Below are 17,884 nucleotides of genomic sequence, written 5' to 3' on the forward strand. Positions count from 1 at the left end.
TCCGGTCCTGCGGGGGTGGCTGGGGTCCGGTCAGCCCGTCTGCGAGCTGCGGTCGGTGACCGGGCTCATCGAGCGGGCGGCGAGGAACGCGCTCAGGCCGGCGACGGTTCGCAGGTCGCCCTCCGCGCCGAGGTCGAGCAGCCGGCCGAGCACGGTGGCCTCCCGCTCGCCGGCCACGCCGAGCGCGGCGGCCGGGTCGGCCTCGGCGGGCACCCGCAGGTCCACCAGGCGGACCACGATGTCCTCGCGGTGGAAGACGGTGCTCGCCGCGACCGGGCCGGTCGGGTCGGCGGTGGCGAGGTTGTCGTACTCGGCCAGCAGCTCGGTCACCGCCCGCGCGTTGCCCGGCTTCACCGGGTACAGCACGGCGTGCCGGTGCAGCCGGCCGGACGCGGGGGAGCCGGCGATCGCCTGGTGCTCGGCGGGCAGCGCGGCCTTGGCGAAGAAGGCGCGCGCGGACTGCGGGTCACCCAGCTGCCGGGCCTCCTCCAGGTACGGGTTGATGGCCTCCTCGACGGCCCGGACCTCGGGCTGCATCGCGACGTGGCGCAGCGCGTCGCCGAGACTGCCGATCACCTCGACCGCCCGGACGACCCGGTTGCCGTGCATGAACAGCGAGGTCCGGCGCAGCCGGGTGCTCTCGTCGACCTCGGCCTTGGGGGAGGTGTAGCCGGAGAGGATCTTGGCCACCTCGTGCTCGCTGCCGGGCTTGACGGTGAAGGTCAGCGCGTGGCGGACCACGCCGTCCGGGCCGGGGGCGGCCTGCGGCGGGCCGACGTGTCCCGGGGTCTCGGTGCGGGGCAGGCCGGGCGGGACCGGCATCGGCGCGCGGGTGCCGGTGGCGCCTGCCGCGGAGGTCTCGCGGAGGATGGAGTAGCGCAGCGAGCGGAAGGTGTCGCTGACGCAGCCGTGCATCGGCTTGACCATCTCGCGGTGCGCGGGGCTGTCCACCCACTCCAGGAAGGTCTCCTGGTCCCGCCACTCGCTGGTGATCAGCCACTGCCGCGGGTCGTTGATCGACTGGCAGAGCTGGTCGCTCACATGGCCGGGGACCGAGGCCACCTGGTGGCGCAGCTTCTCGTAGACGTCGAGGAAGCGCTGCTGGGCGCCGTCCTTGATTTCGAGCATCAGCATCACGCGCAGCCGGGTGTCGGTCTCGGCGTGCTGCTGCGCCTGCGGTTCGGACAGAGTCGTCATGATCCACTTTCTGCTTCTGGGCCGCCCGCGAGGGCCGCGCCGGGCGGCGTCCGGGGGACTGCGCCCGGTAGGGGAGGAGGGCGGTGCGGTGGCGGTCGGCCCTGGCGTTCGGCGCCAGGCCTGAGGTCGATCGTGCGCGGACCCCACGGGTTGCGCGAGATATGCGGGCCATCCGAGCGAAGAGGCGGCAGAACGCCCCCGGCGCGGGGGATGGAAGGACGGGGCCGCTGTCCGTCCGGCCCCGCCGAGGGCGGCGCCGTGCCCCGCAGCCGGGCCGCGAACCCCCGTACAGGCTGGAGCAATTGATGAATCCGAAGGTTGACGACCGGGTGCCGGTCCTGATCGTCGGCGGCTCGCTGGTCGGGCTGTCGGCCTCACTCTTCCTGGGCCGACTGGGTGTCAGACACCTGCTGGTCGAGAAGCACGCCGACACCTCGCATCACCCGCGTGGCCGAGGCAACAACGTCCGAACGATGGAGCTCTACCGGGTCGCCGGGATCGAGGCGGCGATCCGCGAGGCCGCCTCGGTGCTCGCCGCGAACCACGGCATCCTGCAGGCCCCCTCGCTGACCGGCGCGGAGCAGGAGTGGCTGTTCCGGGAGATCGACCCGGGCGGGCGGCTGGCCCGGTTCAGCCCGAGCGCGTGGTGCCTGTGCAGCCAGAACGACCTGGAGCCGGTGCTGCTGCGGGCCGCCCGCGAGCTGGGCGGCGACGTGCGGTTCAGCACCGAGCTGGTCTCCTTCGAGCAGGACGCCGAGGGCGTCACGGCCCTGCTGCGCAGCCGGGAGACCGGTGAGGAGCGGACCGTCCGGGCGCAGTACCTGGTCGCCGCGGACGGTCCGCGCAGCCCGGCCCGGGAACGGCTGGGCATCGGCCAGTCCGGGAAGGGTGAGCTGTTCCACAACGTCAGCATCACCTTCCGGGCCAAGCGGCTGGCCGAGGCGGTGGGCGACCGGCACTTCATCGCCTGCTACCTGACCAACCCGGAGGCGGACGGCGCGCTGCTGCCGGTGGACAACCACGAGGAGTGGGTCTTCCACGCGCCCTGGCACCCGGAGCACGGCGAACCGCTGGAGGCGTTCACCGACGAGCGCTGCGTCCGGCACATCCGGGCCGCGGTCGGCATCCCGGACCTGGAGGTGGAGGTCACCGGGAAGGCGCCCTGGCACGCGGCCGAGCGGGTGGCCGACCGGTACTCCGCCGGCCGGGTCTTCCTGGCCGGGGACTCCGCGCACGAGATGTCGCCGACCGGCGCGTTCGGCTCCAACACCGGCATCCAGGACGCGCACAACCTGGCTTGGAAGCTGGCCGCGGTGCTCTGCGGCTGGGCCGGGCCGGAGCTGCTGGAGTCGTACGGGCGGGAGCGGCAGCCGGTGGCGCGGGTCACCGGCGAGCGCGCCTCGGCCCGGTCTGCCGAGCACAGCCACCCCGGGTACGCGGTGGTGCCGGGCGTCGGACGCCAGGCCGGGGTGCTGGCGGTGGCGCTGGGCTACCGCTACCCCGCGGGCGCCGTGGTCGGGACGGACCCGGCCGGCCCGGTGGTGCCGGAGCAGTTCGGGGCGAACGGCGAGCCCGGCAGCCGGGCGCCGCACCAGTGGCTGCTGCGCGCCGGGGTGAAGCTCTCCACGCTCGACCTGTACGAGCAGGCGATGGTGCTGCTCACCGGCCCGGAGGGCGGGGCCTGGCTGGACGGTGCGCGGCGGGCCGCGGACCGGCTGGCCGTCCCGCTGGACGCCTACCGGATCGGCACCGGCGCGGAGGACGACCTGGCGCCGGAGCCCGGGGCGGACTTCACCGAGCTGCACGGCGTGCGCCCGGACGGCGCGGTGCTGGTCCGCCCGGACGGCTTCGTCGCCTGGCGCTCGGAGGGCGCCGCCGCGGACCCGGAGTCGGCGGTGGCGACGGCACTTCGCGCGGTGCTGAAGATCTAGCACCCGCCTCGCAGCACAGGGCACGGGCCCGCCGGTGGAACCGGCGGGCCCGTGCGTCGGGTGGTCGATCGTCGAGGGGGCGGTGGGGTGCGTCAGTGACCGCCCGCGTCGACGACCTCCACGTCTTCGATGTTCTGCTCGATCACGTCGGCCGGCAGCGCGACCCGGATCGCCCAGAAGTAGATGCCGAGGGCGAAGGCCGCGACCACGAGCATGTCCCACCACATCGGGATGTTGCCCTGGCCGCCGAAGGTGCCCTGCCAGGAGATCACGCCGAGACCCACCAGGAAGGCCGGCAGCCACTGGGCGGCCCGCCAGTCCAGGCGCGGGGCGTTCGGCAGGCCCTTGCGGATCGCGTAGACCGCGTAGCCGCCGAGCAGCAGGTAGCCGATCAGGATGGCGAAGCCCAGGCGGTACAGGGTCTCCCAGCCGGACCAGTAGATGATCAGGCTGGCGACCACGAAGGACAGCGGCGAGATGACGGCGCCGCCGGGCAGGCGGTAGGACCGCTCGCGGTGGGGCAGGCGGCGGCGCAGCGCGCCGAAGGCGAGCGGGGCACCGGCGTACATCAGCACGCTCGCGGAGGTGATGAAGCCGACCAGCTCGTGCCAGCTCGGGAACGGCAGGAAGCAGATCACGCCGGTCACGAAGGACATGATCAGGCCGAAGTACGGCACGCCGTTCTTGTCGACCTTCTCGAAGACCTGCGGCGCGTAGCCGTTCTTGCTCAGGCCGTAGGAGATGCGCGAGGTGGAGGTGGTGTAGATCAGGCCGGCGCCGCCGGGGGAGACGATGGCGTCCACGTAGAGGACGTAGGCCAGCCAGCCGAGGCCGACGGTCATCGCGAGGCCGGCGAAGGGGCGGCTGATGCCCTCGAAGTCCAGGCCGGCCCAGCCGCCGGCGAGGCTCGCGGCGGGGATCGCGGCGATGAACACGACCTGGAGCAGGACGTAGATCAGGGTGCCGATGCTGACCGAGCCGATGACGGCGCGCGGGATGTCGCGCTTGGGGTTCTTGCTCTCACCGGAGATCTGCAGGGCCTGCTCGAAGCCGAGCAGGGCGAAGATGATGCCGCTGGTGCTGATCGCGGTGAGGACACCCTTGATGCCGAACGGCGCGAAGCCGTGCTCGGTGAAGTTGCCCGGGTGGAAGTTGGTGATGGCCAGGACGAAGATCGTGGCCAGCGGGACAGCGATCTTGAACCACGTGGTGATGCTGTTGGTGCGGGCGAGCACCTTGACGCCGAGGAAGTTGACCGCGACGAAGAGGGCCATCAGGAAGACGGCGACGATCAGGCCGCTGGTGGTCAGCGTCTCGTCGGGCCGCTGCAGGCCCTCGGCGAAGGACCAGTGCGTGGCGTAGTTGATCATGGCGAAGACCTCGATCGGCGCCACGGTCGCCGCCTGAAGCCAGGAGAACCAGCCGAAGGACATCCCCGCCAGGCCGCCGAAGGCGTAGTGCGGGTAGCGGGCGGTGCCACCCGCGACGGGGAAGAGGCCGCCGAGCTCGGCGTGGACGAACGCCAGGAGTGCGATCGCGATGGCGCCGATGCCCCAGGAGATGAGGGCGGCGGGGCCGGCGACCATGGAGGCGTTCTTGGCGCTGAACAGCCACCCGGAGCCGATGATCGAGCCGACCGAGGCCCACATGAGGCCGATCAGTCCGACCTCGCGGCGCAGCGAGCGGTGGTTGGTGGTACCGGAGTCGGTACCGGTGCTCGGCGGGGAGAGCTGGTTGAGGGATGCCATGCGAAATCTCTCTGTGGTGTGGGGGCCCCGGCCATCGGAGCGCGGAGAGTTGCCACACAGTAGGCGTATTCATAGGCCTCTGCACAGATTCCTTTGCTGAATGTTTACCTACTTCGCCCCTACATCGCCGCAGGTAGGGGGCATTCAGTTCATACATGTGTTACGTAACTGATGGGTAGGTTCAACGCTTGAGCGCGAATTGAGGTTCGCCCCGGGATCATGCACTCTTGACGGCGAATCGAGTTATAGAAATGGCCGTCCCTGCATAGTGATGCCGACTCGAACGGGTGACGGCTACTGCCGCCCGGGTCGTTCGTCCGCCACGGTATGCGCCACCACCGCCGTGTCCGCGTGCTCCTCGGGCCGGCGGATCGGCGCGTGGCGCGCCCGAGCCGGGGCTCGTCCCGCACCTAGGTCCTCTCTTTCGGATCTTGCCGGGCGTGCGACGCCGGAGCACGCACCTCGCCGGCTTGTCGTCGGTCGCCGATGGCCCCCAGCCTCCGGCCGGGAGGTACCCCCACCGCATGGACTCCCTCCTCCGCACCGCCGATGCACGCACTCCAGCGCCGCGCGCTGATCCGACAAGATCCGAAAGAGAGGACCTAGCCTGGGGCGATGACCGATCGCACGCCCGGTCCGTCGCGACCGGTCCGCTACCACCCGCTCTCGCCGCTGCGGGAGCACCTGCGGGACTCGTTCTGGTTCGCCCCGCTGCTGGCCTGCATCGGCGCCGTGCTGCTCGCCTCCCTCACGGCCTGGCTGGACGAGCAGGCGGTCTCCGCCACCGTCGCCGAGACCGGCTCGGCCGACGAGCTGATGCGGTTCAACGGCGCGGCCAGGAGCGTGGTCTCCACGGTGAGTTCGGCGATGCTCACGTTCATCGCCGTGGTGTTCTCGATCTCCCTGGTCGCCCTCCAGATGGCCGCCAGCCAGTTCTCGCCGCGCGTGCTCCGGCTCTACGTGCGCAGTCGGCTGACCAAGGCCACCTTCTCGGTCTGCCTCGCCACCTTCCTGTTCTCGCTGCTGGTCCAGCTCAGCTACGACGACTCCACCGACCCGGCCGAGGTCACCGCGGTGCCGCTGTTCTCCGGCCTCACCGCGGTGCTGCTGGTGCTGCTCAGCCTCGGGCTGTTCGTGTTCTACGTGCAGGCGACCATGCGGTTGCTGCGCGTGCCGCACGTCATCGACCGGATCGCCGACGAGTCGGTGGCGGTCGTCCACCAGTACCGGCTGATGCCGCCCGAGGCGCGGCCGCCCGTCGTCCCCGAGGGGGCGCCCACCCTGCTGCACGAGGGCCGGTCCGGCGTACTGCGCGACATCGCCGTCGCCCGGCTGGTGCGGATCGCCCGCAAGCACGACGTGGTGCTCCATCTGGTGCCCCGGATCGGCGACTTCGTCACCCCCGGTACCCCGATCGTCCGGGTCGTCGGAGCCGCCGACCGGCCGCCGCGCCCGCGCCGGATCGCCCAGGCCTTCAACGTCGGTGTCGAACGGACCATGCACCAGGACCTCGGCTTCGGCTTCCGGCAGCTGGTGGACATCGCGATCCGCGCGCTCTCGCCGGCCGTCAACGACCCGACCACCGCCGTCCAGGCCGTCGACCGGATCCACCAACTGCTCGGGATGGTGGCGCATGAGAGCGTTGGCGACCTCTGCTACCGGGACAGGACCGGCACCGTCCGGCTGGTCGAACCGGTGCCGGACTGGGGCTGCGTGGTCGACCTCGCGTTCACCGAGATCCGCCTCTGCGGCGCCGGACACCCCCAAGTGACCCGCCGGCTCGCCGCCGCCCTGGACGACCTGCTGCGGATCGCCCCCGAGCCGCGGCGCCGCGAACTCCTGGAGCAGCGCGAGCTGTTGGAACGTGCCGTGGCCGAGAACCTGGCCGACCCGGACGTCCGCGCCTTCGCCCTGGATCCCGACCGCCAGGGGATCGGCTGAGCAGGGCGCCAGGCACGTCCCTCCGTAGGTCGGTCCGGGTCGGTCGGTCGGCCGTGCCACCGCCGCCCCTATGCCGTGCGGGCGGCGGCGTGAAGATCACGATCGCTCCGGACCGGACCGCCGGCTCACGAGACCGGGCGGATCGGGGGCGGGCCCGGGTCGAGGGACCGGAGCACCAGCTCGATCCGGACCCGGGCCGCACCCGAACGCTGCAGGGCGGCCGCGACCGCCCGCAGCTCCGCCGGGCCGGTGCAGGCGAGGCGGACCTCCAGGTCGGCGTCCCCGGCCAGGGCGAGGCCGCTATGCACCGCCGGGAACTCCGCCGCGAGGCGGTGGAAGTCCAGCGGGACCGGTCCGAAGCTGATCCGGGCCAGCGCGTGCAGCGGCCGGGCGGCCTCCCCGGGGCGTGCGGCGCCAACGGGGACGAGATGGAGCGCGGTCACCTGGGCTGGAGCTGGGCGGCCGCGGCGGGGGAGAGCGGGGTGGCCGGCCCGGCGACGGGTGGGGCCACCAGGCGCGGGTCCAGGACCACGGTGTCCACGCCGAGCGGCGTGACGAGCGCGCGCAGCGCCGGTTCGGCGAGCCGGACGGAGGCCTGCTGCGGGCCGAGCAGGGCGGTGAGCGCCTCCGCCGAGGCGAAGCCGACCGCGCAGCGGCGGCCGTCGCGCAGGCGGAAGAGGCGGAGGGCGGTGGTGCGTCCGGTGACGGTGACCGGGACGTGCCAGACGACGCGGGCCATGCGGGTGCTCCCGAGTGGTGGAGGGGCCTGCCGGAACTGCTCCTTCGACGCTAGGGCGGCCGCGGGCGCCCGGGCGCCGTCCATACGCGGCGTTGACCGAATGAGGCGCCGTGTTGACGGACTTCTGACGCGCCGTGCGCTTCCGGACGCCCCCTCGGAGCCGTTCGCGCCCCTGGGGCGGATCTCCTGGCGGACTCCCTAAACGTCCCTATCCATCCTCATCGAATGGTAGGTTGCGGTTGTTGAGGGAATCATGCGAGAGGTGGGCTCCGTGCCGCAGTACTACTCGGTGGAGCAGGTGGCCGAACTGCTGGGCCTGCACGTCCGCACCGTGCGCGGCTACATCCGCGACGGCCGGCTGCGGGCGGCCAGGATCGGCAAGCAGTACCGCATCGCCCGCCAGGACCTGGAGGCCTTCACCGGCGCGCCGGTCGCCGAGCCGCCCGCCGCCGAGCCGCGGTACGCCGAGGTGTCCGCCGTGGTCCGGATCGAGTCGATCGGCCGCGCCGAGGCCGGGCGGGTGGCCAACACGGTGCTGGCGGCGATCGCCGGCCCGCGGGACGGCGGCCCGCCGCTGCGGGTCGAGGCCGTCCACGAGGAGGACCGCGAGACCCTGCGGCTGGTCGTCCTGGGCGGCCCGGCCGACACCGCGGCCGTGCTCGCCCTCGTCGACACACTGATCAAGGAGAACCGGCATGGCTGAGACCCCCGGCACCACTGAGACCCCCAGTACCGCTGTGACCTGCGACACGACGGAGACCCCCGAGGCGGTCGGGACTCCCGACCGCACGGTGCTGCGGGTGGCCGCCGAGGGCGCGCCGATCCGCGAGGAGCGCGATGCGACCGACCTGATCGGCGAGGCCTTCGGCCTCGGCGCGACCTGGGTCGTCCTCCCGGTCGCACGGTTGCACGAGGACTTCTTCCGGCTCGGCACCAGGGTGGCCGGCGGCATCGTGCAGAAGTTCGTCAACTACCGCATCGGCCTGGTCGTGCTCGGTGACATCGCCCACCACGTCGCCGCGAGCGAGGCGCTGCGCGACTTCGTCCGGGAGAGCAACCGCGGACGGCAGCTCTGGTTCCTGGCCGACGAGGCCGAGCTCGCGGACCGCCTCGCCGGGGCCGGGATCACCGGGATCCGGTAGCGCTCCGCTTGCCCCGCGCCCGCCCCGGGACCACGGTGGAGCTGACCGCCGTCCGCCCCGGTGGCGGGCGCCCGTGCGCAATCCATGGCGGGGGGAGGTGGAGCGAGGGGGCATCGACGAGATATCTTGACGTCAAGACGTTGGAGACGTGAAGCGGAGTACCGATGACTGACTCGACCATCATCTATACGCACACCGACGAGGCGCCGGCCCTGGCCACGTACTCGTTCCTGCCGGTGGTCCAGGCCTACGCCTCGACGGCGGGCGTGCAGGTGGAGACTCGCGACATCTCCCTGGCCGGGCGGATCATCGCGAGCTTCCCGGAGCGTCTGGAGGAGGGCCAGCGGATCGAGGACGCCCTCGCCGAGCTGGGCGAGCTCGCCAAGACCCCGGGCGCCAACATCATCAAGCTGCCGAACATCTCGGCCTCCATCCCGCAGCTGAAGGCCGCGATCGCCGAGCTGCAGGCGCAGGGCTACGCGCTGCCGGACTACCCGGACGACCCGCAGACCGACGAGGACAAGGACGTCCGCGCCCGCTACGACAAGGTCAAGGGCAGCGCCGTCAACCCGGTCCTGCGCGAGGGCAACTCCGACCGCCGCGCCCCCGGCTCGGTCAAGAACTACGCCAAGACCCACCCGCACCGCATGGGCGCCTGGTCGGCCGACTCCAAGACCAATGTCGCCACCATGGGCGAGAACGACTTCCGCTCCACCGAGAAGTCGACCGTGATCGCCGCGGACGGCGCGCTGCGCATCGAGCTGGTGGCCGAGGACGGCACCACCACCGTGCTGCGCGAGAAGGTGCCGGTGCTGGCCGGTGAGGTCGTCGACGCCTCCGTGATGCGCGTCGCCGCGCTGCGCGAGTTCCTGGCCGCCCAGGTCGCCCGCGCCAAGGCCGAGGACGTGCTGTTCTCGGTGCACCTCAAGGCCACCATGATGAAGGTCTCCGACCCGATCGTCTTCGGCCACGTGGTCCGCGCCTTCTTCCCGCAGACCTTCGCCAAGTACGGCGAGGTGCTGGTCGCCGCCGGTCTGAGCCCGAACGACGGCCTCGGCACCATCCTGAACGGCCTGGACAACGTGCCGCACCTGGGCGCGGAGATCAAGGCCTCGTTCGAGGCCGAGCTGGCCGACGGCCCGGCGCTGGCCATGGTCGACTCGGACAAGGGCATCACCAACCTGCACGTCCCGAGCGACGTCATCGTCGACGCCTCGATGCCGGCCATGATCCGCACCTCCGGCCACATGTGGGGCCCGGACGGCAACGAGGCCGACACCCTGGCCGTGCTGCCGGACAGCAGCTACTCCGGCGTGTACCAGGCCGTCATCGAGGACTGCCGCGCCCACGGCGCCTTCGACCCGGCGACCATGGGCTCGGTGCCCAACGTCGGCCTGATGGCCCAGAAGGCCGAGGAGTACGGCAGCCACGACAAGACCTTCGAGATCGCCGCCGCCGGTACCGTCCGGCTCGTCGACGCCGAGGGCAACGTCGTCCTGGAGCAGGCCGTCCAGCCCGGCGACATCTTCCGCGCCTGCCAGACCAAGGACCTGCCGATCCAGGACTGGGTCAAGCTGGCCGTCACCCGCGCCCGCGCCACCGGCGACCCGGCCGTGTTCTGGCTGGACGAGAGCCGCGCGCACGACGCCGTCCTGATCGAGAAGGTCAAGGCGTACCTGCCGCAGCACGACACCACCGGCCTGCAGATCGAGATCAAGTCCCCGGTCGAGGCCACCAAGTTCTCGCTGGAGCGCATCCGCCGCGGCGAGAACGCCATCTCGGTCACCGGCAACGTGCTGCGCGACTACCTGACCGACCTCTTCCCGATCCTGGAGCTGGGCACCAGCGCCAAGATGCTGTCGGTCGTCCCGCTGATGGCCGGCGGCGGCCTGTTCGAGACGGGCGCCGGCGGCTCCGCCCCGAAGCACGTCCAGCAGCTGGTCAAGGAGAACTACCTGCGCTGGGACAGCCTGGGCGAGTTCTTCGCGCTGGCCGCCAGCTTCGAGCACCTGGCCCAGTCCACCGGCAACGCCCGCGCCAAGGTGCTGGCCGACACGCTGGACCGCGCCACCGGCACCTTCCTCAACGAGGACAAGTCGCCGAGCCGCCGCCTCGGTGGCATCGACAACCGCGGCAGCCACTTCTACCTGGCCATGTACTGGGCCCAGGAGCTGGCCAAGCAGACCGAGGACGCCGAGCTGGCGCAGGCGTTCGCCGGTCTGGCCAAGGCGCTGACCGAGCAGGAGCAGACCATCGTCGCCGAGCTCGTCGCGGTCCAGGGCTCGCCGGTCGAGCTGGGCGGTTACTACCAGCCCGACCCGGCCAAGGCCGCGGCCGTGATGCGTCCGTCCGCGACCTTCAACGAGGCGCTGGCCGACCTCGGCTGACCACGGCCGAACTGAAGCACCGGGAGGCCCCCGGGTCCGCACCGGACCCGGGGGCCTCCCCGCGTCGGGGGGCTGTGGAGATCACGCCTCCGGGGCGTTTCCGGGGGCTCAGACCTCCGGGGCGTCCTGCGGGCGGGCGTGGCGGGGGAGCAGGAAGGCGACCGCGAAGGTCACCGCGAACAGGCCGGCGGTGAGGCCGTACGTCCAGCCGGCCGCGTGGCGGAAGCCGTCCGAACCGGCCCAGCCGAAGAAGGCGGTGCCGAGCAGGGCGACGCCGATCGAGCCGCCGAGCTGCTGCTGCGCGTTCAGCACGCCGGCCGCCGAACCGGTCTCGGAGTCCTCCACCCCGGCCAGGGCGATGTCGAAGAACGGCGCCATGATCAGCCCGAGCCCGAGGCCGGCGGCGGCCAGCGCGGGAACCAGCTCCCAGCTGGTGAGGCCGTCGGCCCAGTGGTCGACCGAGGCCCAGAGCCCGAGCACGCCCGCCGCCGCGATCGCCATGCCGGCGTGCAGCACCTTGCGGCCGTACCGCGGGCCGAGGACGGCGCCGGAGAGGACGGCGCCGAGCACGATGCCGAGCGAGAGCGGGATCATGCTCAGGCCGGAGTGGAGCGGCGTCCAGCCGAGGCCGAGCTGCAGGTAGAGGGTGAAGACCAGCAGCAGGCCGGAGACGGCGGCGAAGAAGACCAGCCCGGTGGCGAGCGCCGAGGTGAAGGCGCGCTTGCCGAACAGCGAGGGCTCGATCAGCGGGGTGCCGCCGCGGCGCAGCACCCGCCGCTGGTGGACGGTGAAGAGCCAGAGCACCGGCAGCGAGGCGGCCATGGCGGCGTACGTCCAGAGCGGCCAGTCCAGCTCGCGGCCCTGCACCAGCGGGTAGACCAGGAGCAGGACGGCGGCGCTCAGCACCAGGACGCCCACCGGGTCGAGCCGGTCGGCGCCGGGGGTGCGGGTGGTGTGGTTGGCGGGCAGCACCTTCAGGGCGGCGAGCACGGCGAGCACGCCGAGCGGCAGGTTGATCAGGAAGACCATCCGCCAGCCGGTGCCGAACCAGTCGGCGTCGGTGAGGTAGCCGCCCAGCGTCGGCCCGAGGACGGAGGAGAGCCCGAGGACGGGGCCGAACAGGCCGAACGCGGCGCCCACCTCCTTGGGCGGGAACATCGCCTTGATCAGGCCGAGCCCCTGCGGGATCAGCAGCGCGGCGAAGAGGCCCTGGACGGTCCGGGCGGCGATCAGCGTGCCGGCGCCGGGCGCGGCCGCGCAGAGCACCGAGGCGGCGGTGAACCCGGCCGCGCCGGCGACGAACAGGCGCTTGCGGCCGAAGAGGTCGCCGAGCCGGCCGCCGGTGATCAGCAGGACGGCGAAGGCGAGCGTGTAGGAGGCGGAGATCCACTGGATCTGCGCGTCGCTGCCGCCGAAGTCGTGCTGGATGGCGGGGGAGGCGACGCCGACGATCGTGGTGTCGAGGAGGTCCATCACCTCGGCGGCGAGGATCACCGCGAGGGCGGCCCAGCGCAGCCGGTAGCCGGCCGGCTCGGGCGCGGCCGACGGCGCGGGGGCGGGAGGGGCGGTCTGACTGGTCATGCGGGGTCTCCGAGTGGATTCAGAGCCGGACGAACCTCGTTCGCCCTAACGAACACTGTTTGTCGTGACGAACAGTGTTCTTCCATGGAACGGTGTTCGTGTCAAGTAGGGTGGAGTGCGTCGTCGACCGTGAAGGAGCCCTCCATGACCAGTGCCGCCCCGCGTTCGAGCTGGTCAGGGCAGTGGCAGGAGAAGGAGAAGGGCGGCTCCCGGCGCCAGCCGCTGACGCGTGAGCGGATCGTCGAGGCCGCGCTGCGGATCGTGGACACCGAGGGCATGGACGCGCTGAGCATGCGCCGGGTCGGCCAGGAGCTCGACACCGGGGCGGCCAGCCTCTACGCGCACGTCGGCAACAAGGAGGAGCTGGTCGATCTGGTCCTCGACCTCGCCTACTCCGAGATCGAGCTGGAACGGCCGGACCCGGCCGCGTGGCAGGAGCAGGTGAAGCGGCTGATGCGCCGCTCGCGGGACGTCCTGCTCGGCCACCGCGACCTGGCCAAGGCCGCCGTGGTCGCCAACGTCCCGAGGACGCCGCACGCGATGGACGTCGCCGAGAACATGCTCGCCATCCTGCGCGCCGGCGGCCTGGACGAGCAGACCGCCGCGTACGGGGTGGACCTGCTCGGGCTGTACACGACGGCGACCACCTTCGAGGCCTCGACCCGCAGCGGCGGGAACTCCCAGGAGTTCACCGACCAGGTCCTGGCGTACTTCGGCACGATCCCGGTCGACCGCTATCCGATGATCACCTCGATGGCCGTGGCGCTCACCCGGAACGTCTGGGGCGAGCGGTTCGAGTTCGGCCTGGACATCCTGGTCGCCGGCCTGGCCCGGCAGGGCGGCGGGACCGACCCGGCGGCCTGATCCGGTGGCCCGGCCCGCGCGTGTTCGGGGCCGGCCGGGCCGGACAACGCAGGAGCCCCCGCCCGTGGTCGGGCGGGGGCTCCTGCGGCCGGCTCAGCCGGCGTCGGCGGCCGGGGCCGCCGGGCGCTGGTTGCGCTTGTCGAGCGAGGCCAGGTAGGCGTTGTACGCCGCCAGCTCGGCGTCGCCGTTGCGGTCCTCGGCACGGTCCCGGCGGCGGGAGAGCCGCTCCTCGGACCGCATCCACTGGTAGACCAGCGCGATCAGCACGATCGCGGTCGGGATCTCGCCGAACGCCCAGGTGATGCCGCCGGCCAGCTTCTGGTCGGCCAGCAGGTCGGTGCCGGGCGGGGCGCCCGCCTCGGTGAAGGTGCTCACCAGCTGGTGGCTGCCCATCATCACGGCCACGCCGAAGAACGCGTGGAACGGCATCCCCATGAACAGCTCGATGATCCGCATCACGTGGCCGGGCCGGTGCGGGCCCGGGTCCACGCCCATGATCGGCCAGAAGAACGCCAGCCCGGCGGCCAGGAAGTGCACCATCATGAAGATGTGCCCGAGCCGGTACTGCATCAGGAAGTCGAACAGCGGGGTGAAGTACACCCCGTAGAGGCTCGCGATGAACAGCGGAATGGTGAACGCCGGGTGCGAGACCACCCGGACGTAGGTGCTGTGCAGCAGCGCCACCAGCAGCTCGCGGGGGCCGCGCGGGCGGCCCTTGCCGGCCGGCCGCAGCGAGCGCAGCGCCAGCGTGATCGGCGCTCCGAGCAGCAGCAGGATCGGCGAGAGCATGGAGAGCACCATGTGCTGCATCATGTGCGCGCTGAACAGCACCATGCCGTAGTCGTTGAGCCCGGTGCAGGTGACCAGGATCACCGAGCCGACGCCCGCCACCCAGCCGACGGTCCGGCCGACCGGCCAGCGGTCGCCGCGGCGGTACAGCCGGACCACGCCGGTCACGTACAGCGCCAGGGCGACCAGGCTGCCGATCAGGAAGACCCAGTCGGGGGACCAGGTCATGACGTTGGAGAGGGAGAACGGTCCCAGCTGCGACATCCCGCCGTGGTGGTGCATCCCTGACATTCCGTCGCCCATCGGCGGGTCCTGCTTTCCCTCGTCGCGGCCCCTGGGTGGGTCCGGTTCGCCCGTTTTGGTTCGCCCTACAGCCTAGGCGGGCCTTACTCCGGGCCTCCCCCCGGCCCCCTTCCGGCGGCGAGCCGGGCCGGGAAGGGTCGGGGGCGGACGGCGCCGGTCCCACCCGGGCCGGACGTGCGGGCCGCGCCGGGACGGCCGTCCGGTCCACCGGCCGTGCCTCAGGTCACCACCGCCCGCTGCCCGGCCAGGTACGGCCGGTGCGCGCGCTCGCCGGCGATCTCCCGCAGGGTGGTCATGGCGCGCAGTACGTCGGCGTGGGACACGTAGAGGGCGTTGACGCCGAAGCGGAGCAGGTCGGGGGCGCGCATGTCGCCGATCACCTCGCGATCGGCCAGGGCCCGGACCAGCGCGTACGCCTCGGGGTGGCGCAGGGCGACCTGGCTGCCGCGCCGGGCCGGTTCGCGCGGAGTGACGGGAGTGAAACCCTCCGTGGCGAGCAGGTCGTCGGCGCAGTCGATCAGGAAGCCGGTCAGCGAGAGGCTCTTGGCGCGCAGCCGGGCCGGGTCGACGCCGTCGAAGACGGTGAGGGCGGCTTCCAGGGCGAGCAGGGAGAGCATCGGCGGGGTGCCGATCCGCGCGCGGGCGATGCCCTCGGCGGGACGGTACTCCTCGGTGGGGTCGAACGGGTCGGCGTGGCCGTTCCAGCCGGTCAGCGGGTGGTCGAAGCCGGCCTGGTGGCGGTGGGCCACGTAGAGGAAGGCCGGGGCGCCGGGGCCGCCGCACAGGTACTTGTAGCCGCAGCCCACGGCCAGGTCGGCGCCGAGCGCGTCCAGGTCGAGGGGCAGCGCCCCGGCGGCGTGGCACAGGTCCCACACCGCCAGCGCGCCGGCGTCGTGGGCGGCCCGGGTGACGGCCGCCGGATCGGTCAGCCGGCCGGTGCGGTAGTCCACCGGCGCACCGAGCACGGCGGCCACCCGCTCCCCCTCCCGGGACAGCAGGTCCGCCAGCGCGTCGGCCGGCACCGAGCGGAGCCGGAGGCCGTGGATCCGGGCGACGGAGGCGGCGAGGTACCGGTCGGTGGGGAAGTGGTCCCGGTCGACGACCAGCAGTGGCCGGCCGGGGCGGAGCCGGACCGCCGCGCTCAGCGCGTTGAACAGCTGCACGCTGGTGGAGTCGCCGACCACCACCTGCCCCGGGGCCGCGCCGACCAGCCGTCCGACCGCGTCGCCGACCCGCAGCGGGGCCTGCCACCAGGCGTGCTCGTTCCAGGAGCGGATCAGACCGGTGCCCCACTGCCGGTGCACCGCGTCCGCCAGCACCGGCGGGACGGCCGCGGGCAGGGCACCGAGCGAGTTGCCGTCCAGGTAGACGACGCCCGGCGGGAGCAGGAAGCGCTCGCGCAGGCCGGACAGCGGGTCGGCGGAGTCCAGTGCGGCGGCCCGGGCGGCGAGGCGTCCGGCGGTGCTGCTCATGCCGTGCTCCCGGCGCTCCCGGCGGCCGTGGCACTCGCGGTGGTGCGCCCGGCGGTGAACTCCGCCGCCAGCCGGTGCAGTTGCTCCGCGACCGCGCGGGCACCCGGCGCGCCGGGCTCGATCAGGGTGTAGTGGCCGGTGTCCGGCAGCACGACCACCTCCAGGTCCCGGTGGACGGCGGCGTAGTCGGTGAACTGGCCGAGCGGCACCTCCTCGTCGGCCGCGCCGTGCAGCAGGACGGTGCGCACCCCGGTGGTGCCCGGCCCGCGCAGCAGGGTGACCGGGTCCACCAGCGGCAGCCGTTCGGGTGCGGCCTCCGGGCCGCCGAGCAGCTGCAGGGCCGCGTCCTCGCTGAGCCGGTCGCGGACGGTGGCTCCGAGGTCGGTGAGCGGGGCCAGCGCGAGGATCGCGGTGGGCGACTCGGTGCTGTGCCACGGGGAGTCGGCCGGCAGCAGGCCGCGGGCCCCGGCCCACAGCGCCAGGTGGCCGCCCGAGCAGTGCCCGGCGAGGACGTACGGCCGCCCGGCCGGGAGGGTGTCCACGATCCGCGCGATGTCGTCGAAGGTCTCGGGGAAGCCGCCCGCGCCGCCGGAGCGGCGGAAGCCCGGCAGCACGGTGGTCAGCCCCTGCCCGGCCAGGTAGGCGGCGAACGGTGTCAGGTGCATCCGGTCGTAGCGCCAGTAACCGCCGTGCAGCAGGATCACCAGGGGCGCGTCGTCCTGGCCGCCCTCGGCCGGCCACAGGTCGTAGACCTGGTGCGGGTGGTCGCCGTAGCGGCCGTGGACCGGGGCCAGCACCGGCCGGAGGCCGAGCACCCGCCGCTCCTCCTCGGCGGCGAAGGCGGAAACCGTTCTGCCGGCCGTGGTCGTCGTGGCGGCGGCCTTCGTCGTGGCGGCCTTCGTCGTGGTGGTCGTCGTGGCGGCCGCGGCGGTCGGGTCGGGCGTCGGGTCAGACATCGCTGCGCACCGTCCAGAGCTCCGGGAAGACCCGGCGCCGTGCGCGGCGGTCCAGCCAGTCCAGCCCGGAGGTGCCGGCGCTGCCCGGCCTGGCACCCATCGCGCGCCGCACCACCAGCAGGTGGTCGGTGCGCCAGCGCTCGACCGACTCGGCGATGTCGGTGAGCAGCTCGCCCAACCGCAGGAGCGGATCGTGCTGCGGTCCGCGGTAGATCCGCCGCCACACCTCGACGACGCCCTCGTCCGGCTCGTAGGCCTGGGTGACGTCCCGTTGGAGCACGGCCTGCGGCACCTCGTGGCCCTGGGAGTGCAGGTAGTGCAGCGCCTCGTCCCAGAGCGAGGGGGCGTGCAGGTGCTCACCCAGCTCGGAGTGCTCCACCGGGTCCCCGCGATGGGCGTCCAGGATCGCGTCGGACTTCTCGCCGAGCAGGAACTCCATCATCCGGTACCGGACGGACTGGGCGCCCGAGGCCTTGCCGAAGGCGGCCCGGAAGCCGTTGAAGCGCACCGGCGTCAGCGCGGCCAGCGGCGTCCAGCTGGCATTGAGCGACAGGTGGGCGCGGCGGCTGCGCTCCAGGGCGTCCAGCGCCGCCGGCAGGTCCTGCTTGGCGAACGCGTCGCAGGCCGCGCGCCACTCGTGCACGATCAGCTTGAACCACAGCTCCATCACCTGGGTGGTGACCAGGAAACCCATCTCGTCGGGCGCGTCGGTGAACGGCTGTTGGAGCGAGCCGAGCACCGAGGCGTGCACGTAGTCCTCGTACGGCGAGGTGCCCGCGAAGACGGCCAGGTCGGCGGCGTCGCCGGGGACGGGCGTTCGGTTGATCATCTGTG

At 72.8% G+C, this 17,884-nt stretch carries 15 protein-coding genes; 6 read left to right on the top strand and 9 right to left on the bottom strand.

Features of this window, described 5'->3' with window-relative positions; genetic code table 11:
- Window positions 1-30: 30 nt before the first annotated feature.
- Window positions 31-1,197 carry a SchA/CurD-like domain-containing protein gene (locus RMN57_RS32085; RefSeq protein WP_313766791.1) on the bottom strand — a complete coding sequence of 389 codons (1,167 nt, stop codon included), beginning with the start codon at window positions 1,195-1,197 and terminating at the stop codon, window positions 31-33.
- Between the two features lie 305 nt (window positions 1,198-1,502).
- Here RMN57_RS32085 and RMN57_RS32090 point away from each other — a divergent pair, with 305 nt between their 5' ends.
- On the top strand, window positions 1,503-3,128 hold the full coding sequence (locus tag RMN57_RS32090) for an FAD-dependent monooxygenase (protein ID WP_313766792.1): 1,626 nt from the start codon (window positions 1,503-1,505) through the stop codon (window positions 3,126-3,128).
- A gap of 92 nt (window positions 3,129-3,220) precedes the next feature.
- Here RMN57_RS32090 and RMN57_RS32095 read toward each other — a convergent pair whose 3' ends face one another.
- Window positions 3,221-4,876, bottom strand: a complete 1,656-nt coding sequence (locus tag RMN57_RS32095) for an APC family permease (protein WP_313766793.1) — start codon at window positions 4,874-4,876, stop codon at window positions 3,221-3,223.
- Window positions 4,877-5,491: 615 nt separating this feature from the next.
- On the opposite strand from RMN57_RS32095, the gene RMN57_RS32100 reads away from it, so the two are divergent.
- Window positions 5,492-6,817 (top strand): DUF2254 domain-containing protein, encoded by a 1,326-nt coding sequence (locus RMN57_RS32100; RefSeq protein WP_313766794.1) that lies wholly within the window; start codon window positions 5,492-5,494, stop codon window positions 6,815-6,817.
- A 125-nt stretch (window positions 6,818-6,942) separates the two neighbouring features.
- Here the strand turns inward: RMN57_RS32100 and RMN57_RS32105 are convergent, their stop codons facing one another.
- The gene (locus RMN57_RS32105) at window positions 6,943-7,260 is read right to left on the bottom strand and encodes a hypothetical protein (protein WP_313766795.1); all 318 of its coding nucleotides are present in this window, start codon (window positions 7,258-7,260) and stop codon (window positions 6,943-6,945) included.
- The gene (locus RMN57_RS32110; protein WP_313766796.1) at window positions 7,257-7,556 is read right to left on the bottom strand and encodes an SAV_915 family protein; all 300 of its coding nucleotides are present in this window, start codon (window positions 7,554-7,556) and stop codon (window positions 7,257-7,259) included. The genes RMN57_RS32105 and RMN57_RS32110 overlap by 4 nt, the downstream gene beginning before the upstream one ends.
- A 253-nt stretch (window positions 7,557-7,809) precedes the next feature.
- On the opposite strand from RMN57_RS32110, the gene RMN57_RS32115 reads away from it, so the two are divergent.
- From RMN57_RS32115 to RMN57_RS32125, 3 genes are all read left to right on the top strand, one after another.
- Window positions 7,810-8,259, top strand: coding sequence for a helix-turn-helix domain-containing protein (locus RMN57_RS32115; protein ID WP_313766797.1), 450 nt, complete (start codon window positions 7,810-7,812; stop codon window positions 8,257-8,259).
- Window positions 8,252-8,698: a DUF4180 domain-containing protein gene (locus RMN57_RS32120; protein WP_313766798.1), complete on the top strand. Its 447-nt coding sequence runs from the start codon at window positions 8,252-8,254 to the stop codon at window positions 8,696-8,698. Before RMN57_RS32115 ends, RMN57_RS32120 begins: the two co-directional genes overlap by 8 nt.
- 164 nt (window positions 8,699-8,862) lie before the next feature.
- Window positions 8,863-11,085 (top strand): NADP-dependent isocitrate dehydrogenase, encoded by a 2,223-nt coding sequence (locus RMN57_RS32125; protein WP_313766799.1) that lies wholly within the window; start codon window positions 8,863-8,865, stop codon window positions 11,083-11,085.
- 108 nt (window positions 11,086-11,193) lie between these two features.
- Here the strand turns inward: RMN57_RS32125 and RMN57_RS32130 are convergent, their stop codons facing one another.
- Window positions 11,194-12,666 carry an MFS transporter gene (locus RMN57_RS32130; RefSeq protein ID WP_313766800.1) on the bottom strand — a complete coding sequence of 491 codons (1,473 nt, stop codon included), beginning with the start codon at window positions 12,664-12,666 and terminating at the stop codon, window positions 11,194-11,196.
- A 144-nt stretch (window positions 12,667-12,810) separates the two neighbouring features.
- On the opposite strand from RMN57_RS32130, the gene RMN57_RS32135 reads away from it, so the two are divergent.
- The gene (locus RMN57_RS32135; protein ID WP_313766801.1) at window positions 12,811-13,530 is read left to right on the top strand and encodes a TetR/AcrR family transcriptional regulator; all 720 of its coding nucleotides are present in this window, start codon (window positions 12,811-12,813) and stop codon (window positions 13,528-13,530) included.
- A 93-nt stretch (window positions 13,531-13,623) separates the two neighbouring features.
- On the opposite strand, the gene RMN57_RS32140 is transcribed toward RMN57_RS32135, so the two are convergent.
- The 4 genes from RMN57_RS32140 to RMN57_RS32155 all read right to left on the bottom strand — a co-directional run bounded on the left by RMN57_RS32140 (window position 13,624) and on the right by RMN57_RS32155 (window position 17,879).
- Complete coding sequence (locus RMN57_RS32140; protein WP_313768042.1) at window positions 13,624-14,601, bottom strand: cytochrome c oxidase assembly protein; 978 nt, start codon at window positions 14,599-14,601, stop codon at window positions 13,624-13,626.
- 239 nt (window positions 14,602-14,840) lie between these two features.
- Window positions 14,841-16,094, bottom strand: a complete 1,254-nt coding sequence (kynU, locus tag RMN57_RS32145) for a kynureninase (protein ID WP_313766802.1) — start codon at window positions 16,092-16,094, stop codon at window positions 14,841-14,843.
- Window positions 16,091-17,050, bottom strand: a complete 960-nt coding sequence (locus RMN57_RS32150; RefSeq protein WP_313766803.1) for an alpha/beta hydrolase — start codon at window positions 17,048-17,050, stop codon at window positions 16,091-16,093. Before RMN57_RS32150 ends, kynU begins: the two co-directional genes overlap by 4 nt.
- The gene (locus tag RMN57_RS32155; RefSeq protein ID WP_313766804.1) at window positions 17,043-17,879 is read right to left on the bottom strand and encodes a tryptophan 2,3-dioxygenase family protein; all 837 of its coding nucleotides are present in this window, start codon (window positions 17,877-17,879) and stop codon (window positions 17,043-17,045) included. The genes RMN57_RS32150 and RMN57_RS32155 overlap by 8 nt, the downstream gene beginning before the upstream one ends.
- Between the last annotated feature and the right edge of the window lie 5 nt (window positions 17,880-17,884).

The organism is Kitasatospora sp. CM 4170 (genome assembly GCF_032110285.1).
Lineage (GTDB): Bacteria > Actinomycetota > Actinomycetes > Streptomycetales > Streptomycetaceae > Kitasatospora > Kitasatospora aburaviensis.